15 protein-coding genes and 1 tRNA gene are annotated in these 16,810 nt (G+C 71.9%); 6 read left to right on the top strand and 10 right to left on the bottom strand.

The window, feature by feature from the left end:
- Positions 1–99: 99 nt before the first annotated feature.
- Positions 100–1,473: a bifunctional UDP-N-acetylglucosamine diphosphorylase/glucosamine-1-phosphate N-acetyltransferase GlmU gene (gene glmU, locus C8N24_RS07520; protein WP_121249466.1), complete on the bottom strand. Its 1,374-nt coding sequence runs from the start codon at positions 1,471–1,473 to the stop codon at positions 100–102.
- Between the two features lie 60 nt (positions 1,474–1,533).
- On the opposite strand from glmU, the gene C8N24_RS07525 reads away from it, so the two are divergent.
- Both C8N24_RS07525 and C8N24_RS07530 read left to right on the top strand, forming a co-directional pair.
- A tRNA-Gln gene (locus tag C8N24_RS07525) sits at positions 1,534–1,604 on the top strand.
- Between the two features lie 49 nt (positions 1,605–1,653).
- Positions 1,654–3,423, top strand: coding sequence for a hypothetical protein (locus C8N24_RS07530; RefSeq protein WP_147447678.1), 1,770 nt, complete (start codon positions 1,654–1,656; stop codon positions 3,421–3,423).
- Here the strand turns inward: C8N24_RS07530 and C8N24_RS07535 are convergent.
- Entirely contained in the window at positions 3,420–4,217 is a 798-nt protein-coding gene (locus C8N24_RS07535) for an MTAP family purine nucleoside phosphorylase (RefSeq protein WP_121253006.1), read from the bottom strand. The genes C8N24_RS07530 and C8N24_RS07535 overlap by 4 nt on opposite strands.
- A 10-nt stretch (positions 4,218–4,227) precedes the next feature.
- A complete protein-coding gene (locus tag C8N24_RS07540) occupies positions 4,228–5,253 on the bottom strand; it encodes a LacI family DNA-binding transcriptional regulator (protein ID WP_121249468.1) in 1,026 nt (341 codons plus the stop codon).
- A 96-nt stretch (positions 5,254–5,349) separates the two neighbouring features.
- Between C8N24_RS07540 and C8N24_RS07545 the strand changes: the two genes are divergently transcribed.
- A complete protein-coding gene (locus tag C8N24_RS07545) occupies positions 5,350–7,725 on the top strand; it encodes a glucosidase family protein (protein ID WP_211339872.1) in 2,376 nt (791 codons plus the stop codon).
- Here the strand turns inward: C8N24_RS07545 and C8N24_RS07550 are convergent.
- From C8N24_RS07550 to C8N24_RS07580, 7 genes are all read right to left on the bottom strand, one after another.
- Positions 7,722–8,957, bottom strand: coding sequence for a PucR family transcriptional regulator (locus C8N24_RS07550; protein ID WP_147447679.1), 1,236 nt, complete (start codon positions 8,955–8,957; stop codon positions 7,722–7,724). The two genes, C8N24_RS07545 and C8N24_RS07550, sit on opposite strands and share 4 nt — an antisense overlap.
- Before the next feature lie 19 nt (positions 8,958–8,976).
- Positions 8,977–9,204: a hypothetical protein gene (locus tag C8N24_RS07555; RefSeq protein ID WP_121249470.1), complete on the bottom strand. Its 228-nt coding sequence runs from the start codon at positions 9,202–9,204 to the stop codon at positions 8,977–8,979.
- A complete protein-coding gene (locus tag C8N24_RS07560; RefSeq protein WP_170178917.1) occupies positions 9,201–10,772 on the bottom strand; it encodes a bifunctional DedA family/phosphatase PAP2 family protein in 1,572 nt (523 codons plus the stop codon). Before C8N24_RS07560 ends, C8N24_RS07555 begins: the two co-directional genes overlap by 4 nt.
- 75 nt (positions 10,773–10,847) lie before the next feature.
- On the bottom strand, positions 10,848–11,657 hold the full coding sequence (locus C8N24_RS07565; protein ID WP_121249472.1) for a 4-(cytidine 5'-diphospho)-2-C-methyl-D-erythritol kinase: 810 nt from the start codon (positions 11,655–11,657) through the stop codon (positions 10,848–10,850).
- The gene (gene rsmA / locus C8N24_RS07570) at positions 11,654–12,478 is read right to left on the bottom strand and encodes a 16S rRNA (adenine(1518)-N(6)/adenine(1519)-N(6))-dimethyltransferase RsmA (RefSeq protein ID WP_245971787.1); all 825 of its coding nucleotides are present in this window, start codon (positions 12,476–12,478) and stop codon (positions 11,654–11,656) included. The genes C8N24_RS07565 and rsmA overlap by 4 nt, the downstream gene beginning before the upstream one ends.
- Positions 12,475–13,218: a TatD family hydrolase gene (locus tag C8N24_RS07575; RefSeq protein WP_121249473.1), complete on the bottom strand. Its 744-nt coding sequence runs from the start codon at positions 13,216–13,218 to the stop codon at positions 12,475–12,477. Before C8N24_RS07575 ends, rsmA begins: the two co-directional genes overlap by 4 nt.
- Positions 13,215–14,729, bottom strand: a complete 1,515-nt coding sequence (locus C8N24_RS07580; protein ID WP_121249474.1) for a class I tRNA ligase family protein — start codon at positions 14,727–14,729, stop codon at positions 13,215–13,217. The genes C8N24_RS07575 and C8N24_RS07580 overlap by 4 nt, the downstream gene beginning before the upstream one ends.
- A gap of 69 nt (positions 14,730–14,798) precedes the next feature.
- Between C8N24_RS07580 and C8N24_RS07585 the strand changes: the two genes are divergently transcribed.
- Genes C8N24_RS07585 through C8N24_RS07595 form a run of 3 tightly spaced genes read left to right on the top strand, consistent with a single transcriptional unit; the run spans position 14,799 to position 16,809 of the window.
- On the top strand, positions 14,799–15,254 hold the full coding sequence (locus C8N24_RS07585; RefSeq protein ID WP_170178918.1) for a potassium channel family protein: 456 nt from the start codon (positions 14,799–14,801) through the stop codon (positions 15,252–15,254).
- A gap of 38 nt (positions 15,255–15,292) precedes the next feature.
- Entirely contained in the window at positions 15,293–15,634 is a 342-nt protein-coding gene (locus C8N24_RS07590) for a hypothetical protein (RefSeq protein WP_147447680.1), read from the top strand.
- Complete coding sequence (locus C8N24_RS07595; RefSeq protein WP_121249477.1) at positions 15,634–16,809, top strand: glutathionylspermidine synthase family protein; 1,176 nt, start codon at positions 15,634–15,636, stop codon at positions 16,807–16,809. The genes C8N24_RS07590 and C8N24_RS07595 overlap by 1 nt, the downstream gene beginning before the upstream one ends.
- The last annotated feature ends 1 nt before the right edge of the window (position 16,810 follow it).

Consider the following 16,810-nt stretch of genomic DNA (forward strand, 5'->3'; position numbering starts at 1 on the left):
GCCGCTTGTCATAGCCGCTGAGCGGCAGTGACGTGGCCGATGAGGGGCGAGATGACAAGGCACTCACGGCATGCGGAAGTGTACGAGGCGCCGCGGTCGTCACGGCTTGCGACGTTCCGCATAGTCCGCGATGTTCGTCTGACGCGCGCGGGCGATGCCCAGCGCACCGGCCGGAACGTCCTCGGTGATCACGCTGCCCGCTCCCGTGAACGCGCCGTCACCCACGGCTACCGGGGCGACGAAGGCCGTATCGACTGATGTCCGCACGTTGCTCCCGATTCTAGTGCGGTGCTTGTCGCGGCCGTCGTAGTTCGCGGTGATGTTGCCGGCGCCGATGTTCGTGTTCTCCCCGATGTCGGCGTCCCCGATGTATGAGAGGTGCGGGACTTTCGTGCCGGAACCGACGGTCGAGTTCTTGATCTCGACGAACGCGCCCGCCTTGGCCTTCGGGTGCAGGTGCGCGGCGGGGCGCAGGTAGGCGAACGGGCCGATCGTGCAGAAGTCGTCGATCGTGGCCTGCACGACGTAGCTGTGCGGGATCGACACGCCGTCGCCCAGCACGGAGTCCGTGATCGTCGTGTGCGGGCCGACGACGCAGTCCTCGCCGATGCGCGTGTCGCCCCTCAGGCTCGTGCCCGGCTCGACGATCGTGTCCTGGCCGATCGTGACGTCGGCGTCGATGTGCGTGGAGGCCGGATCGAGGATCGCGACGCCCTCGCGCTGCAGCCGGTCGTGGATGCGCTGCTGGGCGATCTGACGCACCTCGGCGAGCTGCACCCGGTCGTTGACGCCGAGCGTGAGCGTGTGGTCGGTGATCAGGTGCGCGGCGACCGTCCGGCCCTCGGCCTTCAGCTGCGGCAGCACGTCCGGCAGGTACAGCTCGCCCTGGGCGTTGTCGGGCGTCAGGTTCGCGAGCGCGTCGACGAGCGCCCGGCCGCTGAACGCGTAGATCCCCGTGTTGACCTCGCGGATCTCGAGCTGCTCGGGCGTGGCGTCGCCCTCGCCCGACTTGGCCTCGACGACCTTCTCGACGTTGCCCGTCTTGTCGCGCACGACCCGGCCGTACTGACCGGGGTCGTCGAGCTCCATCGTCGCCATCGTGCCCGCGGCGCCCGACTCCTCGTGAGCCTTGACGAGCGCGTCGATCGCCTCGGGGGTGATCAGCGGCACGTCGCCGGCGAGGATCACGACCGTCGCGTCGGGGTCGATGTGCTCCGTCGCGGCCTGCACGGCCCCACCGGTGCCGTTCGGCTCGGGCTGGATCGCGGTCACGACCCCGTCCGGCAGCCGGTCCTCGAGCCGCCGCTTCGGGTTGTCGACGACCACAATCTTCCCGGCGCCGGCCCCCTGGGCCGCGGTCACGGGCCAGAGGATCAGCGGACGGCCGCAGAGCGGATGCAGGACCTTGGGCAGCTTGGAACGCATGCGCGTTCCCTCGCCGGCAGCGATGATGACGACCGTGGGCGCGGACACGGTTCGCATCGTAGTATCGAGTTGTCGGCAACTGGACGCATGACCGGTACGCCGATTTACTGGGGAGTGGTGTAAAGGCAGCACAGCTGACTTTGACTCAGCTAGTTCTGGTTCGAATCCAGGCTCCCCAGTGCCACGATGGGTCCGCTGCCCTCGCGAAGGTCCTAGGCTGGCGCCTTCATGCGCTTGCTTCCCGTTGCCGCCGCGGTCGCGGCCCTGCTTGTGCCCGCCGCCCCGGCGTTCGCGGGTGATCCGACGATGCCGCTGTGGCAGGTCCATGCGGGCATGCGCTGCACGGGCTACTCCGTGATCCAGGGCACGGCGATCAGCTCGTTCAACGTCGACGTGCTGGACGTGGCGGGCGGGGAGGCGACCGGCAGCGCCGGGCGGATCCTGATCGGCGTGTCCGGCGACGCCGTGGACGCGACCGGCATCGGCCCCGGCTTCTCCGGCTCGCCGATTTACTGCCCGGACGAGGCCGGCGCGCAGCGCGTGATCGGCGCGATCTCCGAGTCCATCAACGAGTACGGCGGCAAGGCCGCGCTGGCGACGCCGATCGACGCGATCATCAGCACGCCGGTCGACGTGCCGGGCCGGACGAACGCGACGAGCACGAAGGCGCGCGCGACGGCCACGGGCGGCGCGTTGTCGCCGCGGATGAAGGCCGCGCTCGCGTCGGCGAAGCCGATCGTCGCGCCGATGAGCGTGAGCGGGCTGAGCCCGTCGATCGCGGACGCGCTGTCGGCGGCGTCGGCGAAGGCCGGGCGGCCGGTCCTGGCGGTGCCGCCCGGGCCGCTCGGGTCGTTCCCGGCGCAGACGTTGCGGCCCGGGTCGGCGGTCGCCGTGGGTTACTCGACCGGGGACGTGCGGACGAGCGCGGTCGGGACCGTCACGTACGTGGACGGCGACCGGGTGTGGGTGTTCGGACATCAGCTCGAGGGCGTCGGGCGACGCGCGTTGCTGCTGCAGGACGCGTACGTGTTCCGGATCGTCAACAACCCGACGGCGCTCGGAGCGCTCGCGTCGACGTACAAGCTCGCGTCCTCCGGGCATGACCTGGGGACGATCAGCTCGGACGGGTTCAGCGCCGTGGCCGGGCGGACCGGGGCGCTGCCGCACACGGTCCCGGTGCAGGTGATCGCGCGCGACCTCGACACGAACGCGGTCACCGCGGTGAACACGGCCGCCGCCGACGAGGCCGCGGTGGACCTGCCCAGCGGCGGCTCGTGGACGTCGTTCGTCGCGCCGCTCGCGGTGTCGCAGGCCGCGGCGGGGCTGCTCGGCAGCACGCCGGCGCGGCTCACCGGGGACATGTGCGCGAAGATCGCGATCTCCGAGCTCGCGAAGCCCGTGCGCTTCTGCAACCGGTACGTGTCGACGTCGGCCGCGCAGTCGGACGACGGGACGTCGCTGAACGCGGTGCTCAGCGGCGCGTCGAACGACCTGGCGACCGCCGTCTCCGCGATCGACGCCTACACGGGCACGCCGCCCCAGGTGACCGGCATCAACGTGCTGCTCAAGGTCCGCCGCGGCGCCGACCAGGCGTTCATGCGCTCGGTCAAGCTGCCCGCCCGCGTCCGGCCGGGCCAGCGCGTGCGCGTCCGCGTGTCCCTGCAGCGCGTCCGCGGCGGCACGTTCGCCCGCAACTACACGCTGCGCATCCCCGCCGACGCCCCGCGCGGCAAGCAGCGCATCCGCTTCGTCGGCCAGGACGCCGATCAGGGCGAGGACGGCTTCACCACGATCATCATCGGCGACGACGACGAGCGCGACGAGGGCGGCGACCCCGGCCCGCGCACGCTCCGCCAGCTCGAAGCCTCGATCAAGGGCCTCGCCCGCTACGACGGCGTCACCGCGCGCGTCGGCCGCGGCAGCCGGATCCAGGCGTTCCGCGACGACGCGTTCCGGATCTCCGGGACCGCCGACGCCACAACGCGCGTGACGCGCTAGTTGCCGCCGATGCGGTAGACGACGCCGGCCGGGGCCGGCGTCGCCGCCGTCGCGTGCGACAGCGCGGCCTGCAGGATCTCCGAGAAGCGCTGGGTCGAGGCGGCCATGTTCGCCACGAGCGTCTCGACCGGCGTCGCCTCCGCGGTCACGCCGTTGGCGTAGTCGGTGAGGAAGCCGAGCAGCGCGTAGGGCAGCTCGAGCTCGCCGCACAGCACGGTCTCCGGCCCGGCGGTCTGGGAGACGGCGGTCACGCCCGCCAGCGCGAGCGACCGGATCTCCGCCCGCGTGTTGAAGCGCGGGCCGTCGACATGGCCGTAGGTGCCGCCGTCGCGCACCGGCACGCCCGCCTCCTCCGCGCCGCGCAGCAGCGCGCCGCGCAGGTCGGACGAGAACGGCCCCTCGTAGATCCAGTGGCCGCGCTGGGCCTCACCGGGCTCGGTGAAGAACGTGCACAGCGACCCGTCGGGCAGCCGGTTCGAGAGGAAGTGGAGGTCGTCGAAGCACACGACCGACCCGAGCTCCGCGTCCGGCTCGACGGCACCGCAGACGGTCACGGCGAGCACCCCGGTCGCCCCCATCGACTTCAGGGCCGCGATGTTCGCGCGGTGCGTGACGTGGTTCGACAACCGCGGGTGACCGACCCCGTGGCGGGACACGTGCAGCACCTCGACCCCCGCCCACGACCCGTGGGAGACGAACGCCTCACCCCACTCCGTCAGGACCGGCTCGGAGCCGGACGTGGTGAACCCCGGAAGCGCATAGGTGCCCGAGCCCGTGAGGATGCCGATCGCCATGGCGGGCACCCTACCCGGGCGGTGCCGTGGAGCCGCGCACGACCAGCTCGGGCGCCGACGGCGCGAACGCCCGCGCCTCCCCCACGCCGATCGTGGCGAGCAACGCCGCGGCGACCGCCTCGCCGAACTCGCCGTAGTCGACCCGCACCGACGTGAGCCCCGGCGCCGCCAGCGCGGCCAGCGGCGAGTCGTCGAAGCCGGTGACCGACACGTCACGGGGGACGTCGAGCCCGCGCGCCCGCGCCGCGACCACGACCGCCAGCGCGTGCACGTCGCTCGCGCACACGACCGCCGTGGGAGCGACCGAGAGCAGCACGTCCGCGGCCGCCGCGAGCTCGTCGTCGTCGGCGTGAACCACCAGGCCCTCCTCCACGCCCGCCGCCGCGATCGCCTCGCGCCAGCGCTCGGTCCGCACCCGGACGTGCTCGAGGTCCGCCCGCCCGCCGAAGAACGCGATCCGCTCGTGCCCGAGCGCCGCCAGGTGCTCGACCGGCGCGTGCAGGCCCTCCTCGTGCCGCGTCTCCACCCACTCGAACGGGCACGCGCCGGCGGGCCGCCCGGCCAGCACCACCGGCACGCCGGCCGCCTCCAGCAGCGCGAAGCGGGGGTCGTCGAGCTCGATGTCCGTGAGCAGGAACCCGTCCACGCGCCCCGCGGCCGCGAGCCGCTCGTACGCCGGCAGCGCCGCGTCCGCACCGCCGGGCACGAGCTGCAGCAGCAGCGCGTAGTCGGCCGCCGTCAGCACCCGCTCCACCCCGGCGAAGAAGCGCACGAAGAACGCGTCGAGCTCGAGCTGCTCGACGTTGCGGGCCAGCACGAGGCCGACCGCGCGCGTCCGTGCCTCGGTCAACGCGCGGGCGCTCGCGGACGGCCGCCAGCCCAGCTCGCGCGCCGCGGTGAGGATCCGCTCGCGGGTGTCCGGGGACACGCCCGGACGGTCGTTGACCGCGAACGAGACGGCGGCCGCGGACACGCCCGCGCGGCGCGCCACGTCGGCGATCGTCGGACGGCGGCGCGGCGGGTCAGGCGAGGGCACGCCTCGTCGTTACCCGAACGCGAGCCTCGGGTAGCAATCCTGAAGCGCTTCAGGGGAGAGGAAGGCACAAAGATGGTGCGTGCGGTCAGTGCGGCGGTGGCTCTCGCGTTGGTGTCGGCGGGATCCGCCCGAGCGGCGACGGAGATCTCGACGAGCGACCGGCTGCAGGACCGGCGGGAGGTCGCGGCCGGCGACCGCGCCTACGCGGTCGGCTTCGCGGACGGCGGCTGGTACGCGAACGGCTGGCACATCACGGGCGAGATGGGCGGCATCTGGGCGCCGCCGAGCAAGCTCGCCGACGGCGTGTGGTTCGGCGTCGACGGCCAGTGGGTGGGCGCGGCCACGCGCTTCACCAGCGGCGCCGGCTACGTCCGCTACGACCTGCCCGCGACCGGCGGGGTCGAGCTCTCCCGCACCGACTTCGTCCCGGACGGCCGCCGCGCCGCGCTCTTCGGGATCACCCTCCGGTCCGCCACGCCGAAGACGGTGACGGTCGACGCCGACGTCCACTCCGAGCTGCTGACGGCGTATCCGTGGAGCTCCAGCGAGGGCCACCCGACCGCCGCCGACAACGGGCAGGACACGGCCGCCGTCGAGCAGGGCACGCTCGCCTTCCACGACGGCGCGCTGACCGCGTTCGCCGGCTCGGACCGCACCGCCCAGGGGATCGAGACGGGCCCGGGCTTCCGCGGGCCACGGACCGGCCTCGTCTGCGGCGCCGACGGCAAGCAGATGCCCAGCCAGTGCGACGACGGCCCGGTCGGCCGCGGCGCCGGCGGACGCCTGCGCTACGCCGTCAAGGTCGGCGCGAAGCCGACGACGGTGTGGATCGCGGTCGCGGCCACCCGCGCGGACCTGGCCGCCGCGACTAAGGACCCCGACGCGCTGCTCGCGCGCAAGGTGGCCGCACGCGCCGCGCTCGCCGAGCACAGCAACGTCGACCTGCCGGGCGACCGCAGCCTCCAGCGCGCGATCGACTACGGCAAGCAGAACCTCGCCGACCTCACCCAGACGGCGACGGACCTGCGGATCCGCCACGTGGACCGCGGCACGGCCTTCCCCGCCCCGATCGGCGTCGTCAAGCAGGCGACGTTCATCGGCGCCGGCTACCCCGACTACCCGTGGCTGTTCGCCACCGACGGCGAGTACACCGCCTTCGCGGCCGTCGCGCTCGGCCAGTTCGAGCCGATCAAGGCGCATCTGAAGGCCCTCCAGCAGGTGTCCGACCTGCTCAACGCCAAGTCGGGCAAGGTCGCGCACGAGATCGTCACCGACGGCTCGGTCTACTTCGGCGCCAACGCCGACCCGGGCAACACCGACGAGTCGGTCAAGTTCCCGAGCGCGGTCGCGCTCGTGTGGCGCTGGACCGGCGACCGCCGCTTCCTGAACGACCTCTACGACTTCTCGCGCCGGGCCACGCGCTACGTCGTCGACAACCTCGACGCCGACAAGGACGGCTGGCCCGAAGGGCTCGGCAACGTCGAGCGCGAGGGCATGGGCGAGGAGAAGCTCGACAACTCCGTCTACCTGATCCGCGGCCTCACCGACCTCGCCTCGCTGGCCGACGCCAAGCGCGACGGCCCCACGGCCAGCTGGGCGCGCAAGCTCGCCCAGCAATTGCGCGCGGCGTTCGACCGCACGTGGTGGAACGAGCCGTCCCGGCAGTACGCGGACTCGCTCGGCCCGAACAACGCACAGCTCCAGCAGCAGCACTGGATCGGCGTCACGCCGATGGAGACCGGCCTCGCGCCCGCCAAGCACGCGAACACCGCGCTCGACGTCCGCGAGACCGACTGCTTCAGCGGCACGGCGCCGTTCAACGTCGGCCTCTTCCACACGGGGTGCACGGGCGGGCCGGAGGGCAAGGGCGAGAAGGTCGTCTTCAGCCTCAACACCGCGATCAAGGCGGTCGCCGACGGCAACTACGGCCGCTCGCAGCGCCGCTACACCGACGCCAACGCCAAGACGATGCTCGACGAACAGCCCGGCGCGCTGCCGGAGATCCTGCCGTCACCGGACCAGAACCGGAACCTCGACCGCTGCTGGACGTGCCGCTCGATGTTCATGCAGGCCTGGGGCCACTACGGCACGGCGTGGCCCGTGATCGCCCAGCAGCTCGGCGTGATGCCCGACCTCGGCGAGCGGCGGCTGGACGTGGTGCCGAGCATCCCCGAGGGCCAGGAGCGGATCAGCGGGCTGTCGATCCGCCTCGGCGAGCGCGGGACGGTCGCGGTGCGCGCCGACCGCGACGGCAAGACGTACGACACGCGCGTGACGCTGCGCAGCCAGGACGTGCGCACGCTGCGGATCGGCGTGACGCTCCCGCGCGGCACCCGGGTCAAGCGCGTGTGGCTGGACGGGGAGCGGTTGAAGGCCGTCCCGCGCCCGGTGACGACGAACCGGGGCGTCGAGGTCACCGTCCGCGTCCCGCGCCCGCAGGGGCGGCACCTGGTGACCGTGCAGGGGCGCTAACGGTCTTTGTCGGCGCGACGCACGCGCCCGCCGCCGGCGCCGGCCTCCGTGGCCGGGCCGCGCGGCGCGGCGATGCCGAGCACGCGCATCGCCTTCAAGCCGAGGCCGAGCTTCTCGCGGCCGTCCGTGGACGCGACGTCGAGGCCGCTGAGGTCCTTCACGCGCTCGAGCCGGTACCGGACCGTGTGGCGGTGGGTGAACAGCCGCGCGGCGGTGCCGGCGACGTTGCCGTCCGCGTCCAGGAACGTCTCCAGCGTCTGCACCAGGTCGGTCTCGTACTGGTCGTCGTAGGCCACCAGCGGCGCGACCGTCTCCGCGTAGAAGCGCTGCAGCTCCGCGGGGTCCTCGCTCATCGCGGGCAGCAGCAGCCGGTAGGCGCCCGTGTCCTCGAAGGCGAGCATCGCCACCTCGTCGCCGGTGCTGTCGGCGGTGGCGACGTTCGCCGCGAGCAGCGCCTCGTTGCCCGCGCGATAGAGGTCGACCGGGTCCTGCGCGACGCGCGAGTGCCCGAGCGCGAACGTGAAGCCGTGGACGGAGGTGTGCAGCTCGCGCGCGATGCCGTCGGCGACGCGGCGCAGCGCGGCGTCCTCGACGGTCGGCAGCAGCACGACCACGTGCTCGTCCATGGTCGCCGCGAGCGACCCCGGCGCGCCCGCCCGGGCCGCGCGCTCGGCGGCGGCCAGGACCCGCGCGCGCCAATCCTCGTCCGCGGGCGCGAAGTGGTGGGCGCGCACGACCACGACCGCCCCGCCGTCCGACAGGTCCGCGCCCAGCTCCGAAGCGCGCGCGACGATGTCTCCGCGGTCGGTCACCTTGCGGCCGAGCAGCGCGGCGAGGAACGCCGACTGCGCCGCTTCGGAGGCGCGGTCGGGCGCACGCAGGCGCTCGACCTCCGACGCGATCATCGTCGTCGCGATGCGCAGCACCGCCGCCGACGGCCCACCGCCGCGCGGGCGCAGGCGCAGCTGCCCGACCACCGCGTCGCCGACGCGCAGCTCGTGCGTCTCGACCCCGTCGGCGTCCCGCATCAGCTGACGCTCGTCCGCGGTGGACCGCGCGGCGACCGCGAGCACGGAGCTCGAGCGGTCGATCAGGACGAGCGACGCGTCGAGGGCACGTGCGGCGGCCCGGACGACCTCGGGGAGCCCCAGACCCGACTCGACGGCGTCGGACATGGCCCCGAGGGCTCCCAGATCCGGGAGCGCCGCCTCCTTGCGGGCGGGCGAAGTCACGCGAGCAGTCTAGGCGTTGCTAGAGCTCGACGCGATCGCTGAAGTACCAGAGCGCGGCGAGCCCGACGCCCGTGCCCGCGAGCACGAACGCGGCCAGGATGTAGATGCTCAGCACGGTGGCCACGATCCGGTCGCGCAGGCGCCAGTAGCTCTTCCAGGCGGGGATGACCACGAGCGCGAGCCAGGCGACGAGGCTCACGAGCGCGGCCGCGCCGATGATGATGTAGGTCTTCTGATCGTCGTTCATCGAGACGTCTCGCTCGGCACATTGTGGCGAACGCGTCCGGCGAACAGGGAGAAGACGCCCACGATCGACCAGATCGCGATCGCCAGGGCGGCTCCGCCGAGCACGTCGGTGAGGAAGTGCGCGCGCAGGTACACGCGGGTGATCCCGACGATCACGGCGAGCACGACGGCGATCGTGACGAGCCCGATCCGCACCGCCCAGCCGGTGCCGCCGCGCACCAGCACGGTGGCGATCGCGATCAGCGAGATCGCGTACGCGGTGTGGCCGGAGGGGTAGGCGGCGCTGATCGTGTCCGTGAACGCCCCGACCGGCCGCTCGCGGTCGTAGGCGACCTTGGTCGAGTGCACGGCGCCCCACACCAGCAGCCAGCCGACGACGAGCACGACCGCGTCGATCCAGCGGCGCTTGACGAGCGCGAAGACCGCCGTCGCGAGGGTGAGCGCGGCGGTCACCCACGAGGAGCCGATCGCGGTGACCACGCGGGCGATGTCGAGGACCGTCTCGTTGCGCAGCCGCTCGGCGACGTCGGCGGCCCAGCGGTCGATCCGCGGGTTCGGGTTGTTGAGGATCGAGTCGCCGATCATCAGGAAGCTGAACCCGCCCAACAGCGCGAGCATCAGCAGCGTCGTCAGCTCGAGCCCGAGGTTGCCGGGCGTCACGCGGTCCGTCGTGAAGCGCGCGGCCATGTCGGCCACCTTCGCGGCGGGGCTGAGCAGCACGTGCCAGACCGGCCGGGCGACCTTCGCGACGTGCTTCCAGAACGGCTCCTCGTCGTGCTCGTCGATCCAGTCGCGCACCTTCCCGCGGGCCTCCTCGCTGCGGCGCAGGTGGATCAGCGCGACGATGCCGCCGATCACGACGACCAGGGTCCCGAACGCGAACAGCCCGCGCGACACGTACGTGGTGAGCTGGTCGATCGAGCGCCAGAACAGGTAGCCGAGGACGCAGAACGTGATCGACCACAGGCCGGCGGCGAGCACGTCGTAGGGGAGGAAGCGCCGGATCGGCATCCGCGAGGCGCCGGCCGTGAACGGGATCAGCGGGCGGACGAGCCCCAGGAAGCGGCCAAAGACGATGAACACCGCCCCGCGCCGCTCCAAGAACGACTCGACCGTCTCCAGCCGCTCCTCGGTGATCTTCAGCCGCTCTCCGTGCTTGAGCAGCCATCCGCGCCCGAGCCGGCGGCCGATCTCGAACGCCGTCAGGTCGCCGAGCACGCAACTCGCCCAGACGATCGCGATCAGCGCGAGCAGCGAGATCTGCCCCTGGCCGGCGACGAGGCCGCCGACGATCACGGCGGTCTCCCCGGGCGCGACGAAGCCGAGGAACGCGCCGGTCTCCAGGAAGGCCAGCAGGCCGACGGCGAGGTACGTCCACTTGCCGAGCGCCTGGCCGGCGTCCTCCAGGAGGTGCTCGAAGTTCGGCAGGTGCACGACGCCGAACCCGACGAGCAGCGCGCCCGCGATCGCGACCAGCTCGAGCAGCTGCACCCAGCGGTGCTGCTTGTGGCGGCGGACGATCAGCCAGCCCGCGAGCACGACGGCTGCGAGCAGCCAGGTGAACTTCACCTCAAACCCGCCCCGCGGTTTCGGGAACGAGCCGCAAGGCGAGTTCCCGCGAAGCATGCGTGCGCGCAGCGCGAGTCATGCGGCGACGGCTCGCGGGTACGCGGTCTGGAGGAAGGCGAGCGCCTCGGGGTCGTCGGAGATGCCGAAGACCGTCGGGCCGGAGCCGCTGACCATCGGCGACTCCGCGCCGACGTCGCGCAGCGCCTGCAGCGCGCGGTCGATCAGCGGGCACAGCCGGCGCGCGGCGGGCTCGAGGTCGTTGACCGGCTCGTAGACGCCGTGCCGCAGCGCCTCGGCCGCGGCGGCCAGCTCGTCCGGACTGCGTGGCGTGTCGTTGGCGTCGAACTCGCGGTAGACCTCGCCCGCGCCGAGCGCGGCATCGACCGGCACGACGATCAGCGGCGGCTTCTCCCCGGGGAGCGGCTCCACGTGCTCGCCCGCGCCGGTCATCAACGCGCGCTCGCCGCGCAGCATCACGGTCACGTCCGCGCCGAGCCGCATCGGCACGTCCTCGGGCACGGCGATCCCGCTCACCTCGCTGATGATCCGCAACGCGGCGGCGGCGTCGCTGGACCCGCCGGCCATGCCCGCGGCGATCGGGATCCGCTTGGTGATCTCGATCGTCAGCGGTGGTCCGTCCCAGCCGGTCGCCGCCCGGAACTCCCGCAGCGCCCGCAACGCGAGGTTCTCCCCGTCGACGCCCTCGCAGACGACCTCGTCCGATGCTAAAGATGTCGTAAAGGGGTCAGACCCCTTTACGCGGTCTTTAAGTTCGAGGGTGTCGGCCAGGTCGACCGGCTGGACGAGCGAGACGAGCGGGTGCAGGCCGTCGGGGCGCGGGGCGCCGACCAGCAGGCAGAGGTTGACCTTGCCGGGCGCTTTCACGCGAGCTGCTCGTAGAGGGCGCGCCACTCGGCCGGGCTGAGCGACTCGGCGCGGGCGTCGGCGGGCTTGCCGAGCGCCTCGAGCCCGGCGCGCGCCCGGTCGCGCAGCTCCTTCGAGCCGCCCGGGGACAGCTCGAGCGACTTGGGGAGCGCCTTGCGGCGGTGCTTGAAGCCGTGCTGGACCAGCTTGGTGAGCGCGGGCGGCGGTGCGGGCGAGTGGCGCTTGAGCCCCACCAGCACGGAGTCGACGTTCGGCACCGGGTAGAAGACGCCGCGCGGGATCTTGCGCTCCACGCGCACGTCGCACGCGAGCTGGGCGAGCACCGACGGCACGCCGTACGCGGAGGTCGACGGCCCGGCCGCGAACCGCTCGCCGACCTCCTTCTGCACCATCGCCACCCACGCGACGACGCTCTCGAGCTCGATCGTCCGGATGATCACGGTCGCGGCGACGCCGTAGGGCAGGTTGGCGACGACCTTCGTCGGCGCGGGGTCGAGCGACGCGAGGTCGAGCTTGACCGCGTCGGCGAAGTGCAGCGTCGTGTTCTCGAACGGGTCGAGCGCCTGCCGCAGCGGCAGCTCGAGCCCGCGGTCGAGCTCGACGACGTGCACGTGGGCGACGCGTTCGGCCAGGTACTCCGACAGCACCCCGAGCCCGCCGCCGACCTCGAGCACGACGTCCTCGGGCGTCAGCTCGGCGAGCCGCCCGATGATCTCGAGGATGTTCGAGTCGACGAGGAAGTTCTGGCCCAGGTCGCGGTTCGGCCGGATGCCGAACTCGCGCATGCGCCGGATGGAGGGCTGGGTCGGCTGCGAGCTCACCAGGCGAAGAGCTTGGCAGCGTTCGCCTCGACGGCGCGGTCCAGCTCCTCGTAGGCGATGCCGCGGCGCTCGGCGATGAAGCGCGCCGTGTGGGTGACGTACGCCGGCCGGTTGCGCTCCTTGCGCACGACCTGAGGCGTCAGGTACGGGGCGTCGGTCTCGACCAGCAGCCGGTCCAGCGGGACCCGCTCGGCCGCCTCGGCGAGGTCCGTCGCCTTCGGGTAGGTGACGTTGCCCGCGAACGAGATCCACCAGCCGTGGTCCAGGCACTCCTCGAGCCGGCTCGCCATCGAGAAGCAGTGCAGGATCACCTCGATCCCCTGCGCGTCGCGGGCGAGCGTGGCGATCGTGTCGTCGTCGGCCGCGCGCGTGTGGATGACGAGCGGCTTGCCGACCGCACGCGCCAGCGCGATCTGGTCGGCGAACGCGCGCTCCTGGTCCGGGCGCGGCGCGTAGTCGCGGAAGTCGTCCAGCCCGGTCTCCCCGATCGCGCGCACGTTCGGGTGCTGCGCGTACTCGCGCAGCCAGTCGATCCCCGCGTAGTCGGTCGTGTAGTTCGGGTGCAGGCCGGCGGCGCAGAACACGTCCGCGTGCGCCTCGGACGCGGCCAGCGCGGCCGCGCACGACTCCTCGTCGGTGCCGACCGTGAGGATGCGCGTGACGCCGACGGCCCGGGCCGCCTCGACCCACTCGGCCGCCACCGCGGGATCGGCGTGCAGGTGCGTGTGGCTGTCGATCATTCCGGCTTCGGGAAGAGGGGCGCGACCTTGACGACCGGCTGCCCGCCCGGATGCCCGCCGTAGACCGCCGTGTCCAGCGCCGTCTCCGGGGTGCCGAGCGCGGCGAGCGCCTTCTCGGTCGCCTCCGGGATGTACGGCACGAGCAGCACGGTCACGACGCGCAGGCCCTCGGCGAGCGAGCGCAGGACCATGTGCAGGCGCTCGGTCTGCGCCTCGTCCTTGGCCAGCGCCCAGGGCGTGGTCTCCTCGACGTACCGGTTCAGCCGCCGCACGCGCTGCCAGATGCGGTCGAGCGCCTGCGTGAGCTCCGCCTTGTCGAGCAGCCCCTTGACCTCGTCGAGCAGCCCGTCGAAGTCCTTGCCCAGCTCGGGGTCCAGCTCGACCGTCGGCGCGGCGCCGTCGCAGTAGCGGGCGACCATGTTCGTCGCGCGGCTGGCGAGGTTGCCGTAGTCGTTGGCCAGCTCGCTCGTGTAGCGCTCGGCGAACCCGCTGACCGACACGCCGCCGTCCTGCCCGAACGTGACCTCGCGCGCGCAGTAGAAGCGCAGCGCGTCGGTGCCGAAGCGGTCGATCACCTCGAACGGGTCCAGCACGTTCCCGAGCGACTTGCTCATCTTGTGCTCGGCGCCCGACTCGTCCTTCATCAGCAGGAAGCCGTGGATGAACAGGCCTTCGGGCAGCTCGAGGTCGGCGGCCATCAGCATCGCCGGCCAGAACACGGCGTGGAACTTGAGGATGTCCTTGCCGAGGATGTGGAACGCCGGCCAGAACCGCTCGGTCAGGTCCTCGCCCTCGCGCGCGAACGACAGCGCCGTGTAGTAGTTCAGGAGCGCGTCGAACCAGACGTAGAAGACGTGGCCCTCGTCCCACGGGACCTCGACGCCCCAGGTGAGCTTGGAGCGGCTCAGGGAGACGTCGTTGAGCCCGCTCTTGATGAACGAGAGGGCCTCGTTGTACCGGGAGGTCGGCGCGACGAAGCCCGGGCGGTCGGCGTACAGCGCCTCCAGCTTCTCCTGGAACGCGGAGAGCTTGAAGAACCAGTTCTCCTCGCTCTGGTGCTCGAGCGGGATCTTGTGGATCGGGCAGGTGTCGCCGGGGCCGATCTCCTGCCCGGTCTTGAAGTCGGCGCAGCGCGGGCAGTACAGGCCCTCGTACTGGTCCTTGTACGTGTAGCCGTTGTCGTGGATGCGCTGCATGACGTCCTGCACGCGGCGCTTGTGCCGCGGGTCGGACGTGCGGATGAAGAAGTCGTTCGTCGTGTTCAGCCGCGGGCCCAGCGCGAGGAAGCGCTCCGCGTTCTTGTCCGCCAGCTCCTTCGGCGTGACGCCGAGCTTCTCCGCGGCCTGCGCGACCGGCTCGCCGTGCTCGTCCGTGCCCGTGAGGAAGAACACGTCCTCCCCGCGCTGGCGCATGTGCCGCGCGAGGATGTCGGCGCCGATGGTGGTGTACGCGTGGCCCAGGTGGGGCGCGGCGTTGACGTAGTAGATCGGCGTCGTGACGTAGTAGGCCATCGCGGCGCAGACGTTAGCGAGACTCGAACCGGCGGCAGACCGCCGCGATGATCGTTAGCCTTGCGCCCCTTGAACCGCATCCTGCGCTTCGTCGCACAGTTTCCCGGGCGCGCCTGCCTGTACCTGCTCGTCTCCACCGTCGTCATCGGCGGGGCGTTCTTCAGCCTCGTCGAGCAGGACGCGGACTGGGTCGACGGCATGTGGTGGGCGATCGTCACGCTGACCACCGTGGGCTACGGGGACTACTCCCCGGAGTCGATCGCCGGGCGCTGGGTGGCGATGTTCGTGATGGCCGGCGGACTGGGCTCCGTGGCCATCCTCACCGGTCTGCTGGCCGACCTGATCCGCGAGGCGCGTATTCAGGAACGTGACAAGACGCCCGAGCTCGACGACGACATCGACCACGTGATGGCCATCCTGGAATCCGAGATGGACAAGCTCCGCGCGCGGGTGTCGCATCCCGAGGTGATCGAGGCCCTGCGCCGGATTCACGCCAACGAGGCCATGAAGGAAGAGACGAAGTGACTGAACGCCGACGCCTCCGTTCCCGAGCCGTGCCGCTGATGGCGGTCCCCGTGCTGGCGGTGGCCTTCGCCGCGTGCGGCTCCGACGACGACAGCGCGTACTGCGTGGACCAGAACGACCAGATCGTCGAGAACCGCTACTGCGACGACGAGGCGTACGCCGGCAACGGCGGCGGTGGCGGCGCGTTCTTCTGGTTCTACGGCGGCAGCCCGGTCAGCGGCAGCCGCTACACGACCGGCACCAAGCTCAAGGGCGGCGACCGCGTGGCCGCGTCCAACGTGGCCGAGAACGCGCGCCGCGGCGGGTTCGGCTCGTCCAGCCGCAGCACGTCCGCCAGTGGCGTCGGCCGGTCGGTCGCCTCCCACTCGGGCGGAGGCTGATGTACCGGATCGAGGTCGAGCCCCGCCAGGGGTGGCCGGCGATCATCGAGGAGCAGGGCCTCATCTACTGGAAGACCGAGCTGCCCGACGGCTCGATGATGCCGTACTGGCACGAGTCCAACGCGTACACGCTCTCGAGCGACGAGGTGTACGAGATGGAAGCCAGCACGCGGCTGCTGATGGAGATGCTGATCGAGGCCGGCGACTACATCATCGAGAGCAACCTGTTCTCGCAGATGGGCATCCCCGGCTGGGCGGTCCCGCGCATCAAGGAGACGTGGGAGTCCGAGCCGCCGATGATCTACGGGCGCTTCGACTTCGCGTACTCCGACAGCGGCTTCAAGCTGCTCGAGTACAACGCGGACACGCCGACCTCGCTCGTGGAGACCGCCGTCCAGTGGCACTGGGTGCAGGACGTCTACGGCGCCGGCGGCGACCAGTGGAACATGGTCCACGAGCTGCTCGTCCAGCGCTGGAAGGAGCTGCTGCCGCGTCTGCCCGGCGAGCGCGTGTACTTCGTGCACACGAACGCGGAGGTCTCGGGCGAGGACTTCATGACGGCCGGCTACATGGTCGAGGTCGCGCGCGAGGCGGGCTTCACGTGCGAGCTGATGGCGATCGAGCAGATGGGCCTGCACGAGCACGTCGGCTTCGTCGACCGCCAGGGCCGCGCGATGCGCAGCGTCTTCAAGCTCTACCCGTGGGAGTGGCTCGTCCACGAGGAGTTCGCCGAGGAGGCGCTCAAGCGGATGGGCGACGAGCAGGGCCAAACCCTGTGGATCGAGCCGATCTGGAAGATGATGTGGTCCAACAAGGGCATCCTGCCGGTGCTCTGGCGGCTGTACCCGGACCACCCGAACCTCCTGCCCGCGTTCTTCGAGGGCGAGGAGCACAAGCTCAAGAGCTACGTCAAGAAGCCGCTGCTCGCGCGAGAGGGCGCGAACTCGGTGATCGTGATCGACGGCGACGAGGCGGACCGCGGCCCTGACCAGGGCTACGGCGAGGAGGGCTTCGTCGTCCAGCAGTACACCGACCTCGGCGACTACGACGGCAACCACCCCGTGCTCGGGGTCTGGACCGTCGACATGGAGCCCGCCGGGCTCGGCATCCGCGAGTCCAACGGGCTCGTCACCAACAACCTGTCGCGGTTCGTGCCGCACGTCATTGACGACTGAG

Origin of the sequence: Solirubrobacter pauli (assembly GCF_003633755.1) — a bacterium.
Lineage (GTDB): Bacteria > Actinomycetota > Thermoleophilia > Solirubrobacterales > Solirubrobacteraceae > Solirubrobacter > Solirubrobacter pauli.

Coding starts and splice junctions, on each gene's coding strand:
- C8N24_RS07590 (WP_147447680.1), top strand. CDS start 15,293: ATGGCGGTCCCCGTGCTGGCGGTGGCCTTCGCCGCGTGCGGCTCCGAC.
- C8N24_RS07595 (WP_121249477.1), top strand. CDS start 15,634: ATGTACCGGATCGAGGTCGAGCCCCGCCAGGGGTGGCCGGCGATCATC.
- C8N24_RS07575 (WP_121249473.1), bottom strand. CDS start 13,218: ATGATCGACAGCCACACGCACCTGCACGCCGATCCCGCGGTGGCGGCC.
- C8N24_RS07580 (WP_121249474.1), bottom strand. CDS start 14,729: ATGGCCTACTACGTCACGACGCCGATCTACTACGTCAACGCCGCGCCC.
- C8N24_RS07535 (WP_121253006.1), bottom strand. CDS start 4,217: ATGGCGATCGGCATCCTCACGGGCTCGGGCACCTATGCGCTTCCGGGG.
- C8N24_RS07555 (WP_121249470.1), bottom strand. CDS start 9,204: ATGAACGACGATCAGAAGACCTACATCATCATCGGCGCGGCCGCGCTC.
- C8N24_RS07530 (WP_147447678.1), top strand. CDS start 1,654: ATGCGCTTGCTTCCCGTTGCCGCCGCGGTCGCGGCCCTGCTTGTGCCC.